This is a genomic window from Corynebacterium testudinoris, assembly GCF_001021045.1.
In the GTDB taxonomy this organism is placed as follows: domain Bacteria; phylum Actinomycetota; class Actinomycetes; order Mycobacteriales; family Mycobacteriaceae; genus Corynebacterium; species Corynebacterium testudinoris.
Genome location: NZ_CP011545.1, coordinates 322450 through 340812, shown reverse-complemented (window position 1 = coordinate 340812; position 18363 = coordinate 322450). Strand labels below are relative to the sequence as shown.

General features: G+C 63.0%; 18 protein-coding genes. 6 read left to right on the top strand and 12 right to left on the bottom strand.

Annotation, left to right across the window (positions count from 1 at the left end; genetic code table 11):
- Nucleotides 1–92: 92 nt before the first annotated feature.
- From CTEST_RS01635 to CTEST_RS01620, 4 genes are all read right to left on the bottom strand, one after another.
- Nucleotides 93–461 (bottom strand): hypothetical protein, encoded by a 369-nt coding sequence (locus CTEST_RS01635; RefSeq protein WP_047252254.1) that lies wholly within the window; start codon nucleotides 459–461, stop codon nucleotides 93–95.
- A 13-nt stretch (nucleotides 462–474) separates the two neighbouring features.
- Nucleotides 475–1362, bottom strand: a complete 888-nt coding sequence (gene hemC / locus CTEST_RS01630) for a hydroxymethylbilane synthase (RefSeq protein WP_047252253.1) — start codon at nucleotides 1360–1362, stop codon at nucleotides 475–477.
- Nucleotides 1359–2705: a glutamyl-tRNA reductase gene (locus tag CTEST_RS01625; RefSeq protein ID WP_047252252.1), complete on the bottom strand. Its 1347-nt coding sequence runs from the start codon at nucleotides 2703–2705 to the stop codon at nucleotides 1359–1361. The genes hemC and CTEST_RS01625 overlap by 4 nt, the downstream gene beginning before the upstream one ends.
- Before the next feature lie 128 nt (nucleotides 2706–2833).
- Entirely contained in the window at nucleotides 2834–3052 is a 219-nt protein-coding gene (locus CTEST_RS01620; protein WP_047254144.1) for a glutaredoxin family protein, read from the bottom strand.
- 146 nt (nucleotides 3053–3198) lie between these two features.
- Between CTEST_RS01620 and CTEST_RS01615 the strand changes: the two genes are divergently transcribed.
- Nucleotides 3199–4263, top strand: a complete 1065-nt coding sequence (locus CTEST_RS01615) for an HAD-IB family hydrolase (RefSeq protein WP_236686115.1) — start codon at nucleotides 3199–3201, stop codon at nucleotides 4261–4263.
- Nucleotides 4264–4323: 60 nt separating this feature from the next.
- Here the strand turns inward: CTEST_RS01615 and CTEST_RS13220 are convergent, their stop codons facing one another.
- The 3 genes from CTEST_RS13220 to proC form a co-directional block, all read right to left on the bottom strand.
- Entirely contained in the window at nucleotides 4324–4425 is a 102-nt protein-coding gene (locus CTEST_RS13220; RefSeq protein ID WP_003855542.1) for a 30S ribosomal protein bS22, read from the bottom strand.
- 341 nt (nucleotides 4426–4766) lie between these two features.
- On the bottom strand, nucleotides 4767–4958 hold the full coding sequence (locus CTEST_RS01610) for a helix-turn-helix domain-containing protein (RefSeq protein WP_047252250.1): 192 nt from the start codon (nucleotides 4956–4958) through the stop codon (nucleotides 4767–4769).
- 137 nt (nucleotides 4959–5095) lie between these two features.
- Entirely contained in the window at nucleotides 5096–5923 is an 828-nt protein-coding gene (gene proC / locus CTEST_RS01605) for a pyrroline-5-carboxylate reductase (RefSeq protein ID WP_047252249.1), read from the bottom strand.
- A 309-nt stretch (nucleotides 5924–6232) separates the two neighbouring features.
- On the opposite strand from proC, the gene CTEST_RS01600 reads away from it, so the two are divergent.
- Genes CTEST_RS01600 through CTEST_RS01590 form a run of 3 tightly spaced genes read left to right on the top strand, consistent with a single transcriptional unit; the run spans nucleotide 6233 to nucleotide 9330 of the window.
- Entirely contained in the window at nucleotides 6233–6844 is a 612-nt protein-coding gene (locus CTEST_RS01600) for a DUF4956 domain-containing protein (RefSeq protein WP_236686114.1), read from the top strand.
- The gene (locus CTEST_RS01595; RefSeq protein WP_047252248.1) at nucleotides 6837–7592 is read left to right on the top strand and encodes a polyphosphate polymerase domain-containing protein; all 756 of its coding nucleotides are present in this window, start codon (nucleotides 6837–6839) and stop codon (nucleotides 7590–7592) included. The genes CTEST_RS01600 and CTEST_RS01595 overlap by 8 nt, the downstream gene beginning before the upstream one ends.
- A gap of 25 nt (nucleotides 7593–7617) precedes the next feature.
- Nucleotides 7618–9330: a carbohydrate-binding domain-containing protein gene (locus CTEST_RS01590; RefSeq protein WP_047252247.1), complete on the top strand. Its 1713-nt coding sequence runs from the start codon at nucleotides 7618–7620 to the stop codon at nucleotides 9328–9330.
- A gap of 53 nt (nucleotides 9331–9383) precedes the next feature.
- On the opposite strand, the gene CTEST_RS01585 is transcribed toward CTEST_RS01590, so the two are convergent.
- Both CTEST_RS01585 and CTEST_RS01580 read right to left on the bottom strand, forming a co-directional pair.
- The gene (locus tag CTEST_RS01585) at nucleotides 9384–10082 is read right to left on the bottom strand and encodes a hypothetical protein (RefSeq protein WP_047252246.1); all 699 of its coding nucleotides are present in this window, start codon (nucleotides 10080–10082) and stop codon (nucleotides 9384–9386) included.
- A gap of 2 nt (nucleotides 10083–10084) precedes the next feature.
- Entirely contained in the window at nucleotides 10085–11053 is a 969-nt protein-coding gene (locus tag CTEST_RS01580) for a Ppx/GppA phosphatase family protein (protein WP_047252245.1), read from the bottom strand.
- Between the two features lie 34 nt (nucleotides 11054–11087).
- Here CTEST_RS01580 and CTEST_RS01575 point away from each other — a divergent pair, with 34 nt between their 5' ends.
- A complete protein-coding gene (locus tag CTEST_RS01575; protein WP_047252244.1) occupies nucleotides 11088–11966 on the top strand; it encodes a hypothetical protein in 879 nt (292 codons plus the stop codon).
- A 20-nt stretch (nucleotides 11967–11986) separates the two neighbouring features.
- The gene (locus CTEST_RS01570) at nucleotides 11987–14605 is read left to right on the top strand and encodes an ABC transporter permease (protein ID WP_330217650.1); all 2619 of its coding nucleotides are present in this window, start codon (nucleotides 11987–11989) and stop codon (nucleotides 14603–14605) included.
- On the opposite strand, the gene CTEST_RS01565 is transcribed toward CTEST_RS01570, so the two are convergent.
- Genes CTEST_RS01565 through CTEST_RS01555 form a run of 3 tightly spaced genes read right to left on the bottom strand, consistent with a single transcriptional unit; the run spans nucleotide 14602 to nucleotide 17307 of the window.
- Entirely contained in the window at nucleotides 14602–15300 is a 699-nt protein-coding gene (locus tag CTEST_RS01565; RefSeq protein ID WP_047252243.1) for a response regulator transcription factor, read from the bottom strand. The genes CTEST_RS01570 and CTEST_RS01565 overlap by 4 nt on opposite strands.
- Complete coding sequence (locus CTEST_RS01560) at nucleotides 15297–16550, bottom strand: sensor histidine kinase (RefSeq protein ID WP_047252242.1); 1254 nt, start codon at nucleotides 16548–16550, stop codon at nucleotides 15297–15299. Before CTEST_RS01560 ends, CTEST_RS01565 begins: the two co-directional genes overlap by 4 nt.
- 10 nt (nucleotides 16551–16560) lie before the next feature.
- Entirely contained in the window at nucleotides 16561–17307 is a 747-nt protein-coding gene (locus CTEST_RS01555) for a phosphoglyceromutase (protein WP_047252241.1), read from the bottom strand.
- Nucleotides 17308–18363: the final 1056 nt, after the last annotated feature.

The window sequence follows — 18363 nt, the reverse complement described above, 5'->3', positions numbered from 1 at the left end:
ATCGCATGCGGGGCGTCCACCGTGTGGTATCTACACCTTAAATTAACGAGGCCGGATTACGAAAACACCCGACCCCGCCCTCAGCGTGATGTTCAGAGGAATCGGCCAAGTTCGCGGGCATACTCCGGCGCCCGGGCGGTGGAGATGATGATGCGGCCAATGGTGCCCGACTCTAAATCAATGACCACGCCGGGGCCAGTTCCGTGGCACACCGACAGCACGCTGGCGCGGGTGCCGTAGCGGGTGACAAAGGTACCGGTGTCGGTGAGTCCCCTCAGGCGCGTGCCGGGGGAGCGTTTGTCCCGTTCCTGCGCGGCGGCGAAAGCCAGGGCATCGTCGACAACGCGCACCCCGGAGATGGCACGGGCGGGGACGGTGAGGTGGGAGCGGTGGGCGGCGATCTTTTCCCACCAATTGAGGGTGACGGTGACCTGACGCTCGTCGATCTTCAGTTCGGCCATAATCCGGTTGAGTTTACCTCGCCATGATCTCGGCGGCGCCTTCCTCGATGAGCAGGCGGGCGATCCGCTCCCCCAACTCCACGGGGTCAGTGCCCGTGGCACTGTGCTTGAGCTGGGCTGATCCGTCGAGGGCGAACACCCCGGCGGTCAACGTGATGGTGTCACCATCGAGGGTGGAATGTGCCGCGACAGGGGCGGTGCAACCGGCCTCCAGCCGGTTGAGGACGATGCGCTCGGCGATGGCGCAGGTGTACGCGGCGGCGTCGATAAGCGAATCGATGGCGCGGCGAGCCTCGGCGTCATCTGCACGGCACTCGATGGCCAGCGCCCCCTGGGCGGGGGCGGGCAGGATGACCTCGGGGGAAAAGACCTCGGTGGCGCGGAAGCCCTGCTCGACGCGGGACAGCCCGGCGTACGCGAGGACGACGGCATCGAGCTCGCCGGAAGTGACCTTGCCCATGCGGGTGTCGATGTTGCCTCGCAGGGGCAATATCTCCAGGTCAGGGCGGTGCGCGCGGAGCTGGGAGATGCGGCGCGGCGCGGAGGTGCCCACCTTCGCACCCTCCGGGAGGGTGGCGAGGGTGAGGCCATCGCGGGCGATGAGGGCCTCGCGGGCGTCGGCACGCACCGGAACGATGAGGTGGAATCGCTCATCCGGGGCCGTCGGCAAATCTTTGAAAGAATGCACCGCAATGTCGCACTCACCGGCCACCAGGGACTCGCGCAACGCCTGGGTGAACACGCCGACGCCAATGCGCTCGACCGGCGCCATGTTGACGTCACCCGCGGTGGTGACAATGTGAAGCTCGGCGTCAAAGCCGTTGGCGGCCAACGCATCGCGCACATGGCCGGACTGGGTCGTGGCCAATGTCGAGCCGCGCGTACCGATCTTCAAGGTCATTTCTGTTCCTTCTCGTTGATTCCAACCTTGCCTTCCGGCAGGTCAGCGACATCAATCGCCACCGACGGCCCCTCGGAGGCCAAACCAAACAGCTCCTGCAACGCCGACTCATAGGACACGACACCGGACTCGGCGGCCAACTTCTTCACCCGCACCGTCGGCTGGTGCAACAGCTTATCGACGACGCGACGCACCGTCCGCGTCACCTCCTCAAACTCCGGCACATCAATCGCCGGGGTCCGCGCCCGCAGGCGCTCCAACTCCGTGTCCACCAACTCCGAAGCGTGCTTGCGCAATGCGGCCACCGCCGGAACCACATCCCGAACCCGCTGCTCAGAGCTATAGGCATGCAGCTCCTCAGCGACTATCCCCAGCGCCTCCTGGTGCCCCGTCGCATGATCGCCGCGCCCCGACATCGTCTTATGCAACCGCTCGATGTTGACCAGGTGCACACCCTGCAGCTCCGCAGTGGCATCGTCGATATCACGCGGCATCGACAGATCAATGAGCGTGAGATTATCCACCCGATCGCGCGGAATATCCGCCGGGGTGATGGTGAAATCATCCGCCCCCGTAGCCGAGACGGCCAGGTCAACGCGGGAGAGCACGGCGGCACGGTCAGCGAAATCCACGACATCCGCCGGGACCCCCGCCTCCCGCGAATGCTCCGCGAGACGCTCCGCCCGCGAACGCGTCCGGTTAGCGATGATCAGCTTATCGACGCCCAGCTTCCCCAAGTGCGTAGCAGCCAACGAGGCCATCGCCCCAGCACCCAACACCAAAGCGGTGCGGCCCGCCAACTGCTCCGTCCCGAGATGCTCCAACGCCTCATCAACAGCAACGGAGACCATCGAGGCCCCCGCATCATCAATATCAGTCTCCGAATGCACCCGCTTACCGGTGTGCAACGCCGACTGCGCCAGCGAATGCAACGCCGGACCAACCGTGCCCTTCTCACTGGCCTCCTGATACGCCGTGCGCACCTGGCCAATAATCTGCTGCTCCCCCACCACCATGGAATCCAGGCCAGAGGCCACCACCATCATGTGCTCCGCGGCGGCATCGGCGTAGCGAACATAGAGGTATCCCCGCAGCGTATCGATATCCACATCCGAGATCTCATGCAGCACCTCCACCACATCTTGCACCCCGGAGTGGAAGGAATTGGTGACCGAATAAATCTCCAGCCGGTTACACGTGGAGACAATCATCGCCTCACTGAGCGCATCACAATTGACCAGCTTGGTGGTGGTATCTTCCCGTACCGTCTCGTCCATGCTCAGTCGCTCGAGCAACGCCACCGGCGCCGATCGGTGCGACATTCCCACGACGAGCACACTCACGTTTACCTTCACCGCTTTCGACCTGGATCACAATTTCATGCCCCGGGGCGTGGCTAGCGCGCGCACCTCGGGGCGGATCAAACAAAAGGATACCCCCGAGTGAAGAAAAGTCCGTATCCACCCCCGAGCTAGTGGGCCAACGCCGCAGCCAACTCCTCATCATCGACTTCCCAACAGGCAAATTCCTCCTCATCGATGACCACCACCGGCACCCGATCCCCAAACTCCACCGCCAGCTCACCATCATGGTCAACGTTGCGCACCACCAACCGCGCCCCCGCCGCCGCCACGATCGGCGCAATCTGCCGCTCCACCCGCGCGCACGAACCACACGCAGTCCGCACCATCAGCTCCACTACCTGCGCCACAGCCTGACTCCTTTTCTTGCCCAGCTTCTTGCCCAGCTTCTTGCCCAGCGCCACCGATGCAACGCGCCTACGATAGACACGATACAGAGCAGGCAACGCACCCAAAGGAAGGCACGAACACCGCCGTGACCCCGCCTAACAGCGAACCAGTATTCCCCGGTTCCCCGCGAGAATTCCTCGCCAGCTGGAGTGCCACCCGCGGCAACCTCCGCCGCTTCCTCGAAGAACGAGCCCTCCCACCCCTGGGCGAGGAACACCAGCGCGCCGCCGGCGAAGCCTCCGCTGCCGCCGCCGTGCAAGAAACCTTCGGCATCGAGCTCGACGCATTCTCCTCCGGCGTGGATTCCGTCTCGGGATCCATCGAAGCCGCTGGCGGTTTCCACATCAGCGTGCCCGACCCCGACATCCCCCAAGACATCGGCGCGGCCGCCTTTTTCGACGTCGACAACACCCTCATCCAGGGTTCCTCGCTCGTCGTCTTCGCCCTCGGCCTGGCACGCAAACGCTACTTCCGCCTCCGGGAAGTCCTGCCCATCGCGTGGAAGCAGATCAAGTTCCGCGTCACCGGCTCCGAAAATGCCAACGACGTCGCCGTGGGGCGCAACCAGGCCCTGGAATTTATCAAGGGCAAAAGCGTGGCCGAACTGGTCGAACTGTGCGAAGAGATCGTGGACAGCACCATGATCGACAAAGCGTGGCCCGGCACCCGGGACCTCGCGCAGATGCACCTCGCGGCCGGCCACCAGGTCTGGCTCGTCTCCGCCACCCCCGTTCAACTGGCGCAGATCCTGGCCAAACGCTTCGGATTCACCGGCGCGCTGGGCACCGTTGCAGAGGTCGTGGACGGGAAATTCACCGGCCGACTCGTCGGCGATATCCTCCACGGCCCCGGCAAAATGCACGCCGTCGCGGCCCTGGCCGCCATCGAACAACTCGACCTCGCGCGGTGCACGGCGTACTCCGACTCCATCAATGACGTCCCCATGCTGTCCATGGTGGGCACCGCCGTGGCGATCAATCCGGATTCCAAACTGCGCAAGGAAGCCGTCAAGCGCGGCTGGCAGGTGCGCGACTACCGTAACCTCCGCCGCGCCGTGCGCACTTTCGGCCTGCCCGCCCTGGCCACCGCCGCCTTCAGCCTGAGCAGCTGGCGGGTATTCCACGGGCGCAGGGCACCCAAGGACGCATAAGCGAAACCGCCTCCTGCTCTCCCCTGGTTCGGGGAAGCGGAAGGCGGTTTGCTGCGAGGCTTACTTGCCCAATTTACGACGCTGCACGCGGGTACGGCGCAGCATCTTGCGGTGCTTCTTCTTGGACATGCGCTTGCGGCGCTTCTTGATGACAGAACCCATGGGGTTTCCTCAATTCGGATTGATGTACGTACATGACCTACCGACTTTTCCACGGACCCCCTACGGGGATCGCAGCGACCGAGGTGCACGCTCAGCGCAAATAGATCGTCGGCACGAATGCGGTCCATCATACCGACAGGGTCTAGTTGGGCCAAAAACCTGGTGCCCCATGGGCGGTGTACCCGCTCCAAAACCCTCGTTCGCTAACAACTTCGCCGGATTTAGGTGTCGCGAGGACACGAAGTTGTTAGGCAAAGCGGGTTTCGCCAACCGAATCACCAACGGCACCCCACCCTCCGAGGAGAATCGGGTGCCGCTGACGATGGTGCGGGGATCTAGGTCTAACCAGCCTCGTAGTACGAGGAGTCCAGGTAGTCCTTGACCGCTTGCTCGTGCACGCGGAAGGAACGCCCGACGCGAACGGCGGGCAATTCACCGGAGTGAACGAGACGGTAGACAGTCATCTTCGATACGCGCATGATCTCCGCGACCTCGGCGACAGTCTGGAACGATCCCTTGTCTGCATTAGCCATATTTATCTAACCCTTCAAGCAGGTGGCGCGCTGCAGGCTTCCCCTCCCGCAGTTCGGTCACGCACGTGCTTGAACAAGCTTAGCGTGAATTGTGTGACTGTTGCGACTTAAGTGCCAGAAATTTCTTCGCCATCCCCCTACTGGGGATCATTCTTCGGGGCTCCCAGCTCAGCGGAGCGTTCGGCACACGCCTCGGTGGCGCGGAAGAATGCCCCGCGGATTCCAGATTCCTCCAGCTCACGAAGGGCAGCGACGGTGGTGCCCGCCGGGGAGGAGACGTTGGCTCGCAGGGTGGCGGGATCAACGCCGGATTCTGCCAGCATGATTCCCGCCCCGGCGGCGGTGGTGGTGACGAGCTTTTCGGCGACGTCCCTGGTGAGGCCGAGGGATACCCCGGCGTCGATAAGCGCTTCCGCAACGAGGAAGAAGTAGGCGGGCGAGGAGCCCGCTACCGCCGTGACAGCGTCCATGTCGGATTCCGCCACGGGGACGACCTCGCCGACGGTGCCCAGCAGGCGGGTGACCTCGGCCAGCTGCTCGTCGGTGACGAAGCGGCCGGGGGCGACGGCGTTCATGCCACGGCCGACGAGCATGGGGGTGTTGGGCATAACGCGGACGATGGGGGTACCGGCGACGGCGGCATCTTCCATGGCGGCAATCGGGATGCCCGCGGCCATGGAGACGAGGACGGTGGTGTCATCGTTGTCTTCGAGCGAGTCGGAGATTTCTCCGATGAGTGCGGTGATGCCTTTGGGTTTGACGCAGAGGAAGACGACGGAGGCGCCTTCGACTGCTTGGCGGTTGTCGGTGAGATCGCGCACTCCGTACGTGTCGCGGAGTTCCGCGCCTCGCTGCGGACGTCGATTGGTCACCGTGATGGACTGCGGGTCGGCCCCGGCATTGATGAGGCCGGAGATCAGGGCCTCGCCGATTTTGCCGCCGCCTAGGACTGCGAGATTGCTCATGGCTTCCACCCTGCCACAACCGAGCTCCAGGTCCCCATGCTGGACCGGAGTGAGCGACCGGAAACCACTAAGGGAAACCAGGGTTTGGAACTTAATTGTTTCTCAGCTCTATATTCGTTAACGGTTAGTTTGGCCCATCATCGCCCGTCATCGCATACAGGAACCTTCCAGAAACCCGGCTCTTCTTTGCGAAATCTGCCACCCTCCCTCCCAGAGCATTCCAGCCTTTTTACAACTTGAGTTTCCATACTCAATCTCATCGATCACTACAAAAGCGCGTGAACTCTCTTTGAAAGGAAACCCTATTCCATGTCTTCCCCCGCGATGATGATCCTCGTCGATCTGGCTGCCATCTTGATTCTTGTCTTTGCTATTTACTTTCCCCGCCACCGCCGCAGTGACTTGGCGGTCGCGTTCTTAGGCGTCAATATTGGCGTCCTGGCGGTCTCCCAAATCTTGGCCACGTCCTCGGTGGGCGCGGGCCTGGGCCTCGGACTGTTCGGTGTGCTGTCGATCATCCGGCTGCGCTCCTCCGAGATCAGCCAGCGTGAGGTCGCTTATTATTTCGCTTCCCTCGCCATTGGTTTGATCTCCGGTTTGGCCACGGTGTCCATGCTGAGCACGACGATGATCGGGTTGATCATCGCCGTCATCGCCCTCGCGGATACCTCCCTGGTGTCCAAGCGTGGCGTGCAGCGGCAACAGATCCAGCTCGATCGGGCCATTGCGCATGAGCCAGAGCTCCGCGCTGAGGTGGAAAACCTCATCGGCCAGCAGGTATTGACGTTGAGTGTGCTCAAGCTGGACCTGGTCAACGACCTCACCCTCGTCGAGGTTGGTCTGCAGCCCCGCCCGGCCGGGCACACTGAGCCAGCTCCGGCGCCGGTGGAAAACCCGCTGCGGGAGGCCATCGATGCCTAGTTTCTACGCCGACCTCGCACCCATCTCCCTTGATGAGTTGGTGGCGGAGGCCGAGATGCTCACCCGGGTTGATCGCAAATACGTCCTCCATCGGCGCGATCTCGACACCGCCCTCGGCGGTCTCGATCCTCACACGAGGGTATTGCGTATCGACGCCCGCGTCCCCCAGCCCTATCGCTCCACCTACTTCGACACCCCGGACCTGCGCAGCTTCTACGTGGCCGCCCACCCGCGGCGTCGCAAGTTCAAGATCCGCACCCGCACCTATCTCGCCTCCCGAACTTCTTTTCTCGAGGTCAAGGCAGTGGGTGCCCGCGGGATCACCGTCAAGGAGCGCATTCCCTACGACTATGACGACGCGATGCACGCCCGTCTCAGCGAGGGAACGTCCAACTGGCTCGAAGAGCGCTTGCGGGCTGCCGGCCAGCCGCCCGGCACCGGAGCCCAGCTCGCGCCGGTGATGTGGGGCAGCTACCACCGCACCACCTTGCTCATGGCGGATGGGTCGGGTCGCGCGACCGTGGATACGGACCTGGATTGGGCGTCCCACGACAGCTACCTCGAACGCCCCGACATGGTCGTCGTTGAAACCAAGTCGGGTTCCCGCCCCTCCGAGGTCGATCGATTGCTGTGGGCCTCCGGGCACCGTCCCGCGAAGATATCCAAGTTCGGCACGGGAATGTCCGCACTTCATCATCACCTTCCCCGGAATCGGTGGAACCGCGTTCTTAACGAGTTCTTTTCCTAAATACTTCTAGAAAGCAGAATCTTCCATGAACACCGTCAAACCCGTCCTCACCGCTGCCGTCTTAGGCCTGAGCCTCTCGCTCGCCGCCTGCTCCACCGGCACGGGAGGAAGCAGCACCACCGGCGCAACCGCCACCAGCGCGGCGACGGCCGCCAGTTCCTTCAGCACCGTCAATCCCCCGACGGCGACGCAGGCCCTGTCCGAGAACCACGACGCCTCCACCTACGACGAGTGGAACGCTGATGACGCCCAGGACGTCACGGGTAGTGATGTCCGCATCACCGCCGGTGGCGTGTACCAGCTCACCGGCGCCTATGACTCAGTGACTATTGATGCCCCCGATGCCCAGGTCGTCCTCCTTCTCAACGACACCACGATCGCTCAGGGCATCACCGCGAGCCAGGCCGATGATGTGGCCATCGACTCCACCGGGACGAACACCGTCAACGGCTCCATTGATATCGCCGCCGACCTCACGCTGTCTGGCCCCGGCACCCTCAACGTCACTGCCAGCGAGGAGGGTGCAGACGGCATTACCGCCAAGGATGACCTCGTCGTCCTCTCCGGTACCTACGTGGTCAACGCCAGCGATGATGGCATCCAGGGCAACGATGCGCTGGTGATCAAGGGTGGCACCCTCGCCGTCGAATCGGGTGGTGATGGCCTCAAGTCCGACAAGGACGACGATGCCACCAAGGGCTACGTCGAGATCCAGGGCGGCAGCCTCACGGTGACGTCTCAGGGTGACGCCATCGACGCCTCCACTGACCTCATTGTCAGCGGCGGTGACCTCACGCTGACGGCGGGTGGCGGGGCGTCGGCAGGCAAGACCGACACCTCCGCCAAGGGGTTGAAGGCGGGCACCTATGTCATCGTCGAAGGTGGCACCACCACCATCGATACCGGCGATGACGCTGTCCATTCGAAGGGTGCCGTGCGCCTGAGCGGCGGCGAGATCACAGCGAAGACTGGCGACGATGGCGTCCACGCCGAGGTCGCCGCCGTCCTCGACGGCAGCAACCTCACCATCACCGAGTCCAACGAGGGCATCGAAGGCGGGCTGGTCACCATTTCCGCCGGCGCCATCAATGTCACGTCTGACGACGATGGCATCAACGGGTCCGGCTCCACCACCGCGGAGGCGGGGCTTGCCGCCACCTCGGAGGAGTCCACGTCCACCACCCAGAACAATCGGCAGCCCATGGGTAGCACCGGGGAACAGGTGACCATCACGGGCGGTGACCTCACCGTCAATGCCGGTGGCGATGGTCTCGATTCCAACGGCGACCTCCACATCAGCGGCGGCACGACCACCGTGTGGGGCCCCACGGACGATGGAAACGGCTCGCTGGATACGGACGGCGAATTCACCCTCACGGGTGGCGAGCTCATCGCAGTCGGCTCCAACGGCATGCCCGTCAACCCCACCTCCACCGACGGACAGGGCTGGATCGCTGCCACCGCGAGCGGCCAGGCCGGAGATCTCATCACCGTCAAGGACTCCTCCGGCGCCACCATCGCCTCCTTCACCGCGGTGAAGGACTTCGGATTGGTCCAATACTCCAGCGCCGCGATCACCAATGGTGAGCAGTACACCGTCACCGTCAACAGCACAGACACGGCTGTCACCGCTGGTCAAGGCGTAACAGGTGGAGGTCCCGGCGGCATGGGCGGCGGCATGATGCGCAATGGCGGTCAGCGCCCGGCGATGCCCGGCACCCCACCGGCCACCTCGTAGAACGCAAAAAACTGCTCCCCCAGGTCACTGGAGGAGCAGTTTTTGCGTGGAACTTACAACATGACGACGAGCAGCGGGCCGAAGGTCATCACGAGACCCACCACGGCCGCCAGGAACATCGACAGCCCATCGTTCGACGTCCGCAGGGCCTTGACCACGCCCACCATGACGCCGGTCACGACGACGGCCAGGGCGGCAACGATCGGGCGGCTGAGGTTCTCCCACAGCAGCTCAAAGCCCTTGAACACGACGACGCCGAGCACGACACCAATGATCGTCATGAGGATGATTCCGGTCAGGGAGGTCTTCTCCTCGACCTCGGCTTCCTCTACGATCTCCAGCTCGGCCTCAGGTTCCGGGGCCTCAAGCGCCGGAATCTCGCCGGTGGCGGCCTCTTCTTCTTCCTGCTTATCGACGTCCGCGTCCTCATCGTCCGCATCAATCTTCTGGAAGATGACAGTCTGATCGGTCGCCGGGGTCGGAACCTGCGGTTCCTCCACCACGACCTCTTCGGTGACGACAACATCCGGCTCAGGTGTTGGCTCAGCCTCTGGCGGATCGATCGGCACGGACGAGTGCTTGGACTCGGCCGGCTTCTCCTTGACCGCGGGGATAGAACCGGTCAGTTCAGCGACCGAAATGCCACCATCTTCGAGGCTCCGGCGCCGACGACGACGTGGTACATCGGTCGTGGGACCCTCATTGGCCGCGCGCGCAAGCAGCTCGGCGACGGTCAGTTGTTTGTCGCTCATGGTCACATCCTATCCTGGTCAGCCGAAGATCCCAGGTCTTCCTGGGTGAGTCCCTTATCTATTCGACGTAAGATAACGCCTTCCCGCAGAGCCCACGGACAGATCTCAATCTTCTCCAGCCCGAGGGCACGCATGCTGGCCTCCGCGACCAGCGCACCCGCGACAATCTGGTGCGATCGGTCCGAGCTGATGCCTTCCAACTCGGCGCGATCAGCGGCGGTCATGCGGGAAATGAAGGCGATGAGCTGGCGTAAACCAGGTGCCGTGAGAGTGCGCTTGACGTAAGGTCCCTCCGCACTGGGGGCCGCACCCGTGAGGCGGGCCAACGTGCGGAAGGTCTTGGAAGTACCCACCGCGACGCCGGCAGTGCCGTAGACGCGAATCTGCCGGGCGGGATCAACCAGCTCGGCATCAATGTAATCGCGCAGGAGGTTGATCCTCTTGCGCTCCGGCGGATCCGTATCAAACCACTGGTGAGTCAATCGCCCCGCACCCAAGTCCAGGGAAATGGCCACATCAGGGGTCTCATCAGAGCCGGTGGACAGCTCGAGAGAACCGCCGCCGATGTCGAGGTTGGTGATGCGACCGGCCGACCACCCGTACCAGCGGCGCACCGCCAGGAAGGTTAAACGCGCCTCGTCCTCGCCGGATAAAACCTCCAGCCGGACGCCGGTTTCCTTCTCCACGTGGTCGAGCACCTCGTCGGAGTTGGACGCGGAACGCACCGCCGACGTCGCAAAAGGCATGATCTCTTTGCACCCGAGGGTGCTCGCCAGATCCGCCGCCTCACCGACCGCTTTGGTCAGTTTGCGTAGGCCTTTGTCATCGATGGCCCCATCGCTGTCGATGAGCTCCACGAGCCGTAGCGTCGTCTTCCAGTCACTCATGGGGGTAGGGTGACCGCCATTGCGGGCATCCACTGCCACGAGGTGGACAGTGTTGCTGCCCACATCCAATACACCTAGTCGCACAACTATCAGGGTAGACGGTATAGCGTGTTCAAGTGTGAACCGCCTGCGCCCGACCCAGGTTTTTCTGGGATTTCCTGAAGCCTCTCCCGCCGGCCGCCAAATCTTAAGCGGCCGCGAAGTGGCGCCCGATTTCCCTCGCGAATGGTTTGAGTTTTACAACCCCGACGACCCCCACCACATCTTTCAGATCGATCTGACGTGGCTGGAGTCTCGCTGGGCATGCCAGTTCGGCACCGAGCTCTGCCCCGGGATCGATGCCTCCCAACCGGATGTGGGCTGCTGCGTCCACGGCGCCTACCTCGCCGATGAAACGGACCGGGACCAGCTGTACAACGCTGTCGCGGAGATGCCGGCTCACTATTGGCAGAATCGTCCCGCCGGGGTGGATACCTTCCTCGCTGAGGCTGACCCCGTGCAGCTGGAGCCGTGGTTGGTGTGGGATGAGCTCGATGATGACAACGGTGAGCCCGAACCGGCCCTCAAAACCAAGGTGGTAGACGGGGCATGCTTGTTTGCCAACCGTCAAGGGTGGCCGACTGGCGCTGGATGCGCCATCCACCAGTGGGCGATGGCGGAGGGGCGTGACCTGACCGTCGAAAAGCCAGAAGTCTGTTGGCAGGTTCCCCTGCACCGGGATGAAGCCTACGAGGATCGCACCGACGGCGTCGAGGTGTTGCGCACCGTCATCGGTGAATACCACCGTCGGACGTGGGGAAGCGGCGGCGAGGACTTCGATTGGTACTGCACCGAGGACGCCTCATGCCACACCAGCCCGGTGCCGATGTGGCAGTCCTACGAGCAAGAGTTGGTGGCTCTCATGGGCCGACCGTCTTATGACCTGTTGGCACAGCATTGCCAACGCCGCGCCGATGCCGGGTTCGCCTCCGCCCCTCATCCCAGTAGTGAGGCGTGATGAGGCACTCTCATGCCACGATGCTGAAAGTTTCGTGGCGATCAGCTGTCACCTACCGGGGGCGCATGGTGCTGACCTTCATCTCCGTGGTGCTGGGCACGGCCTTCATCTCAGGATCACTCCTGCTCACCAACGCTATGGAGCGTTCCTTTGATGCGATTGTCGACGCCGGTGTCGACGGGGTGGACATCGGACTAGTCGGCAGTTCCACCTCTCCGGACGGCGTGCCCTTCCACGTCATCTCTGAGATCGAGTCCTGGCCCGAGGTGCGAGCCGTGAACGTCGTGGGCGATGGGCCCGGCCCACCCGGAGGCATCCGCGCCGCGGGCAATTCCGGAATCATCGTCATTCCACCCAACGGCACCCCCTTGCAGGCGGGTTCCTCGGGTGCCCACCCCGCGGCCGTCTACCCCACAGAAGAGGTCGTCGGCCCCAGCCCCCAACTCATCGCCGGTCAGCTACCCCGCACGGACAACGAGGTCCTGCTCAATTCCTCCGCCGCCGAACGCGCACACATCCGCGTCGGAGATCGCCTCCAAGTGATCACTCCCACCGACCACCTGCACGTCAGAGTATCCGGGGTGTTCGAATCCTCCCGCGACACCGCCGGATGGATCAGCGTCATGTTCCAAGCTGACCGCTACCTGCAGCTGTTCACCGAATTCGATCACGCATCACAGATGGTCATTGCGACCCAGCCGGGCGTTGATCCCATGGTCGTGCGCAACCGTATCGGGCTGACCTGGCGAGACCTCACTCCCCTACTGCCGGAACAAATCGTGGAAAACATCAGCGGCCCCGTCCTGCAGCAGATGGAGTTCGTCCGCTACGTACTTGTCATCTTCGGCGCCGTGGCTCTGCTCGTCGGAGCGTTCAACATCACCAACACCTTCGCGATGGTGGTCGGTCAGCGCACGCGCGAGTTCGCCCTCCTGCGTTCCATCGGCGTATCCACCGCCCAAGTGGCCTTCTCCGTTCTCACCGAGGCCTTCCTCGTCGGGCTCATCGGATCATTGGTGGGGATCGCGGCAGCCTTCGCCATCGTTGCCGGCATCTTGGCCGCCTTCAATTATGTCGGCGGGGAGCTCGCCTCGATTGACTTCATTTGGACGAACGAGGCGATCGCGCTGCCCCTCGCCTTCGGCGTCATCATCACGATGGCCTCGGCGCTGGCCCCCGCACGCCGGGCCGGGATGCTGCCTCCCGTCCAGGCCTTCGACCTTTCCGACGCCCGCCGTTCCCCAGCACCGCGCCTTCGCCTCATCCTCGCCGGGGTCCTCATGGCCCTCGGCTGCGTGGTGGTGGCAGCCTCCGCCATGGTCAATTCCATCAACGGAGTTGCCACGGAGGTGGAACAACGACTGGTCCTCACCGGCATCGGTATCGTCTTGGTGTTCCTCGCCCTGGCGCTCATGGGCCCCACCCTCGTGGTAGCCGCCGGCCAAACTCTCGGACGCGCGTTGACCGCGCCCTTGGGGGCCATCGGCACCTTGGCGCGACGCAATGCCGTGCGCAATCCTCGACGCTCCGCGTCCTCAGCTCTGGCGCTGGCACTAGGAGTCGGGCTCGTCGCCTGCGTGGGCACCATCGGCGCGACGACGCGAGCAAGCGTATTCGGAATGCTCGAATCCAATGTCACGGTGCCAGTGGTCCTCGACAGCCTCGGCGGAAACAACTTCTCCACCCAGGCGGGCAGTTCGAGCCTGGGGCTACCGGAGCAAACCATGTCGAGGGTGATGGCCACCCGCGGAGTCGCTCAAGCCGCCACCCTCATGTCCGCCCCACTGCGCGCCGACACCTGGGACAACCTCACCACCACCATCGTCGACGATGACTTCTCCCAGTACATTCAACTCGGCGTTGTCGAGGGCTCGATGGACCCCGATCTCAAGGGCGTGGCCATCTCCGCGGAATATGCTTCCCAATCCAAAAAGGGGGTCGGAAACTACATCAAACTGAATTCCTACCAAGGGGACACGTCCACCCAGATTTACGTTCCGATCACCGCCGTCTACACCGACTACTCCACCTTGGGCCATATCGCGGTCAGCCTGCCGGCCGCACTGAGGGTGATGGATAACCTGCCATCCGTCGTTCACCGTCAGGCGATCTTCGTCGCCAGTGACAAATCCGTATCTGATTCCCAGTTGCTAAACAACCTGATGGCCTCCACCTCGTCCCTGTTGGTGGTCCAGGTCAAGTCCAAAGACGAGTACGGCAACACGCTGGGAACCCAAATCAACCAGCTCCTGCTGATCATCTACGCGCTGCTAGCGCTGGCGGTGGTCATCGCCACCCTAGGAATCATCAACACGCTGCTGCTATCGGTGGCAGAACGCACCCGCGAGCTCGGCATGCTGCGGGCGGTGGGTCTGCAGCGTCACCAGCTGAGGCAGATCATTCAGATCGAATCCCTCATCATCTCGATCCACGGTGCTGCCGTGGGCATCGTCCTCGGCACCGCAGCCGGATGGTCAGCGGTCCGAGTTCTGGGCACCAAGGGAATGGCGAATCCCGAAATCCCGTGGGTGCAGATCATGATCATGGTGGCGGCGTCGGTGATGGTCGGCGTCATCGCCGCCCTCATCCCCGCCATCAAAGCCTCCCGCACACCACCGCTGGAAGCAATCGAACGCTAGGCCTCGAACTTGTACCCCAGGCCACGGACAGTGACCAGGTGCTGGGGGCGGGAGGGCTCCTCTTCGATCTTGGAGCGCAGGCGTTTGACATGGACGTCGAGCGTCTTGGTGTCACCGACGTAATCGGCCCCCCAGATCCGATCGATGAGCTGCCCACGGGTGAGCACCCGGCCCGCGTTGCGCAGCAGGTATTCGAGCAGGTCGAACTCCTTGAGCGGCATGGGGACCGGCTCGCCAGCGACGGTAACGGTGTGGCGTTGAACATCCATGCGGACGCGCCCGCCTTCGAGGATCCGCTCCTCGAGCTCGTCGAAGCCGCCATTGTCTGTGTCCGTACCGCGGCGCAGCACGGCGCGGATCCGGGCGATGAGCTCGCGGGAAGAATAAGGCTTGGTCACGTAGTCGTCGGCGCCGAGTTCCAGCCCGACAACCTTGTCGATCTCGGAGTCCCGCGCCGTGACCATGATGACCGGCACAGACGACGACGTGCGCAGCTGCTTGCATACGTCGGTTCCTGACATGCCGGGAAGCATAAGGTCGAGGAGAACGATGTCGATGTCGTTTTTGTCGAACTCCACCAAAGCCGTCGGACCATCACCAGCGGTGATGACGTCGAATCCCTCCTTGCGCAGGAGAAAAGCCAAGGGATCGGCGAGCGATTCCTCATCTTCGACAATGAGAATGGTCGTCGTCATGTTGCTTTGTCCTTTCGACGTGTGGCCACCCGCGACACCGCCTGGCGAAGCGGGCCGTTGGCCGCCGGATTCTCTTCTTCCCCGACTTCGGCCGGCACGTCCGGGGAAGCATCAGGGTGGTAGATCGGCAGTTCGAGGGTGAAGGTGGAGCCGGTACCGGGCCGGGACCATAGTTTGATGTTACCGCTGTGGTTAGCGACGACGTGCTTGACGATGGCCAAACCCAGCCCCGTCCCCCCGGTGGAACGTGAACGCGCCTTATCCACCCGGAAGAAACGTTCAAACACGCGCTTTTGATCTTCCGGGGACATGCCGATTCCTCGGTCGGTGACCCGGATGAGCACGACATCATCGCTGGTGACCTTTTGAGACACGGACACCGGAACCGAATGCGGTGAGTAGTTAATAGCGTTAGAAATGAGATTAGACACGGCGGTGACCAGCAGGGACTTGTCGCCGAGCACAAGGACGCCGGAGTCTGCGCCCTTAGTCAACGTGATGTCCGCGGTATCCGCGGCGACCTGGTTGCGGGCGAAGGCCTCCGCGACGACATCGTCGATGAGGACCGGCTCCATCTCCGGCAGGGCCTCGGCCCCCTGCAGCTTGGACAGGGAAATCAGCTCATTGATCATGTCCGCCATGCGGTGGGCCTCGCGGTGCAAGCGGGTACCGAAATACTCCACCTGCTCTTGGTCGTCGACGGCCTCCATGAGGGCCTCGGCCAGCAAAGCCATGCCTCCGACGGGGGTTTTCAGCTCGTGGGAGACGTTCGCGACGAAGTCGCGGCGGGCGGATTCCATCCGCACGTTTTCGCTCTCGTCGCTGCCGTAGACGATAACGAAGCGATCGTCGACAAGCGTGAGGGGCTTGATGAGCGCCCGGACGGAGGATACCCGGTTGCCGGTGCGCCGCTTCGGCACGGAAATGTCGAGGTTGCGGGGCTCCTTGTCGGAGTAAACCTCCTCCGCGACCCGCCACACGGTGGCGTTGACGGTGCGATCATGGACGAGATTCATCTCGTGCGCGCGGGCATTGGAAAGGATAACCTCTCCCCCGCGGTCGAGGACCGCCAGACCCGTCGGCGAACCCTGAATAGCCAGGTGAAGAACCTGACTGACGGTGGTGACCTGATTGTCCTCGAGCGTCGCCGAAGAACGATAGCGCTGCAGGCGCTTGCGACCCCAGATCAAGACCGGAAGGGCGACGCCGGTGACGGCGACGCCCAACAGGAATGCGAGAACAGCGGACACGCGCTAGTGGCTACTTACCACCCTGTGCCGCAACTGCTGCAGCACCGGCCGCAGCGGCCTCGGGATCAAGGTAGGTACCACCGGGGTTGAGGACCGTGCCATCGGCGGAGAGTTCGTAGACCAGCGGAATACCGGTGGGGATATTCAGCGCCGCGATGTCCTCGTCGGAGATGTTGTCCAGGTGCTTGACCAGCGCGCGCAGCGAGTTGCCGTGGGCGGCGATGAGGACGGTCTCGCCCGCCTTCACCCGCGGGAGGATCTCCTCGGTGTAGTACGGGATGAAACGATCGACGACGTCCTTGAGGCACTCGGTGCGCGGCACGGCCGGCAGGTCTGCGTAGCGCACGTCCTGGGACTGCGAGTACTCAGAGTCATCGGCCAGCTCCGGCGGCGGAGTGTCGTAGGAACGGCGCCAGGACATGAACTGCTCCTCGCCGTACTTGTCCTTGGTCTCGGCCTTGTTCAGGCCCTGCAGGGCGCCATAATGGCGCTCGTTGAGACGCCAGTCGCGGACGACGGGAATCCAGTGGCGATCAGCGTGATCGAGGGCGATGTTCGCCGTGCGGATCGCACGACGCAACAGCGAGGTGTACAGCACGTCCGGCAGCAGGCCCGCTTCCTTGAGGAGCTCGCCGCCGCGCTTGGCTTCATCCTCTCCCTTGGTGGTCAGGTCGACATCGACCCAGCCGGTGAATTGGTTGGACTCGTTCCACTGGCTCTGGCCGTGGCGTAGGAGAATCAGCTTTCCGTTACTCATGTCCCCTAATATGCCACTTTTGGGGCCGTAGCGCTGGTGGAAGAGATACAGCGCACGAGTTTTCTCGGGGAGTTACGCTCCGGCGTGGCCGGCAGCCGCGACGTTGAGTGGCGTAAGAGTTTTGGGGCCGTTGCGTTGGCTGCCAGAAGAGATCCAGGCCAGATGGGTCACGCTGCGGGAATGTGGTGACGGGGATTGATGGCTATTTATGATCCACATCACTCCACAATCCCGCAGACATGATACGTTCGAATTGCCGTCGATTGTTAGTCACAACTAAGCAAACTAACCAGGGGTGCATTATGAGCTTCCGAAGCCGGGTGGCCACGCTGGCAGTGGCCACAGCTATAGCAGTGGTGGTTCCTGTCGGGACCCCCACTCACGCCCGAAGTGCCGATTTCTCCAGCTCAGGCCCAGCCAAGCAGGCAACGCAGGAAGACCCGCCGGAGTTTCTCGACGACGACCGCGGGATTGCCCAGAGCGAGGAACTGATCGCCCCGACCACCGATGAAGACCCTCATGAGGCCACTGACCCTGAAGTCGTAGGAGGCGAGTTGGCCGAACCTGTGTACGTCGTGCGGCTCCGCCCAGCTACCCCTGGAGAGTCTTGGGGTGTTCACTCTCACTCTGGCGACATCCTTCAGGATCCGTACGCATGCATTTACAGCCGGTTCAGAACGTGTGACTATTTCAGGTTCATTACTGATTACTGTCAGACAACCCGGCTGCCGGCGTGTGAACGTGTCGCCGGCACCCAGACCGCACTGATTCGCTATGAATACGGGATGAACAGTACAAACAGCCGGAAATTGGCACAAAGTTACGCCCTTCCCCTAAAGGAGACAGGCACTCCACCACCGGCAACGGAGTCCTACACCTATACGCCTTACGCAAACAGTTATTCACAGTTAGGCCAGGACAGTACAACCAGCGTCTCCCTCGAAAACGCGGTTAACGAGCACGCGCCTTTGGGGCAAAATTTCCTGGTGGTGCCCCGGGCTGCGGTGGGGCTGCAGGTACCAGTGTGTCTTTGAGGGTCCGGTCCAGCCCGGGAGG

Excerpts from the sequence above, each read along its gene's own strand:
- proC (WP_047252249.1), bottom strand. The coding sequence starts at position 5,923 with ATGAGCAATCTCGCAGTCCTAGGCGGCGGCAAAATCGGCGAGGCCCTG.
- CTEST_RS01565 (WP_047252243.1), bottom strand. The coding sequence starts at position 15,300 with ATGACGACGACCATTCTCATTGTCGAAGATGAGGAATCGCTCGCCGAT.
- CTEST_RS01590 (WP_047252247.1), top strand. The coding sequence starts at position 7,618 with ATGAACACCGTCAAACCCGTCCTCACCGCTGCCGTCTTAGGCCTGAGC.
- CTEST_RS13220 (WP_003855542.1), bottom strand. The coding sequence starts at position 4,425 with ATGGGTTCTGTCATCAAGAAGCGCCGCAAGCGCATGTCCAAGAAGAAG.
- CTEST_RS01595 (WP_047252248.1), top strand. The coding sequence starts at position 6,837 with ATGCCTAGTTTCTACGCCGACCTCGCACCCATCTCCCTTGATGAGTTG.
- CTEST_RS01620 (WP_047254144.1), bottom strand. The coding sequence starts at position 3,052 with ATGGTGCGGACTGCGTGTGGTTCGTGCGCGCGGGTGGAGCGGCAGATT.
- CTEST_RS01635 (WP_047252254.1), bottom strand. The coding sequence starts at position 461 with ATGGCCGAACTGAAGATCGACGAGCGTCAGGTCACCGTCACCCTCAAT.
- CTEST_RS01555 (WP_047252241.1), bottom strand. The coding sequence starts at position 17,307 with ATGAGTAACGGAAAGCTGATTCTCCTACGCCACGGCCAGAGCCAGTGG.
- CTEST_RS01570 (WP_330217650.1), top strand. The coding sequence starts at position 11,987 with ATGCTGAAAGTTTCGTGGCGATCAGCTGTCACCTACCGGGGGCGCATG.
- CTEST_RS01600 (WP_236686114.1), top strand. The coding sequence starts at position 6,233 with ATGTCTTCCCCCGCGATGATGATCCTCGTCGATCTGGCTGCCATCTTG.
- CTEST_RS01610 (WP_047252250.1), bottom strand. The coding sequence starts at position 4,958 with ATGGCTAATGCAGACAAGGGATCGTTCCAGACTGTCGCCGAGGTCGCG.
- hemC (WP_047252253.1), bottom strand. The coding sequence starts at position 1,362 with ATGACCTTGAAGATCGGTACGCGCGGCTCGACATTGGCCACGACCCAG.
- CTEST_RS01585 (WP_047252246.1), bottom strand. The coding sequence starts at position 10,082 with ATGAGCGACAAACAACTGACCGTCGCCGAGCTGCTTGCGCGCGCGGCC.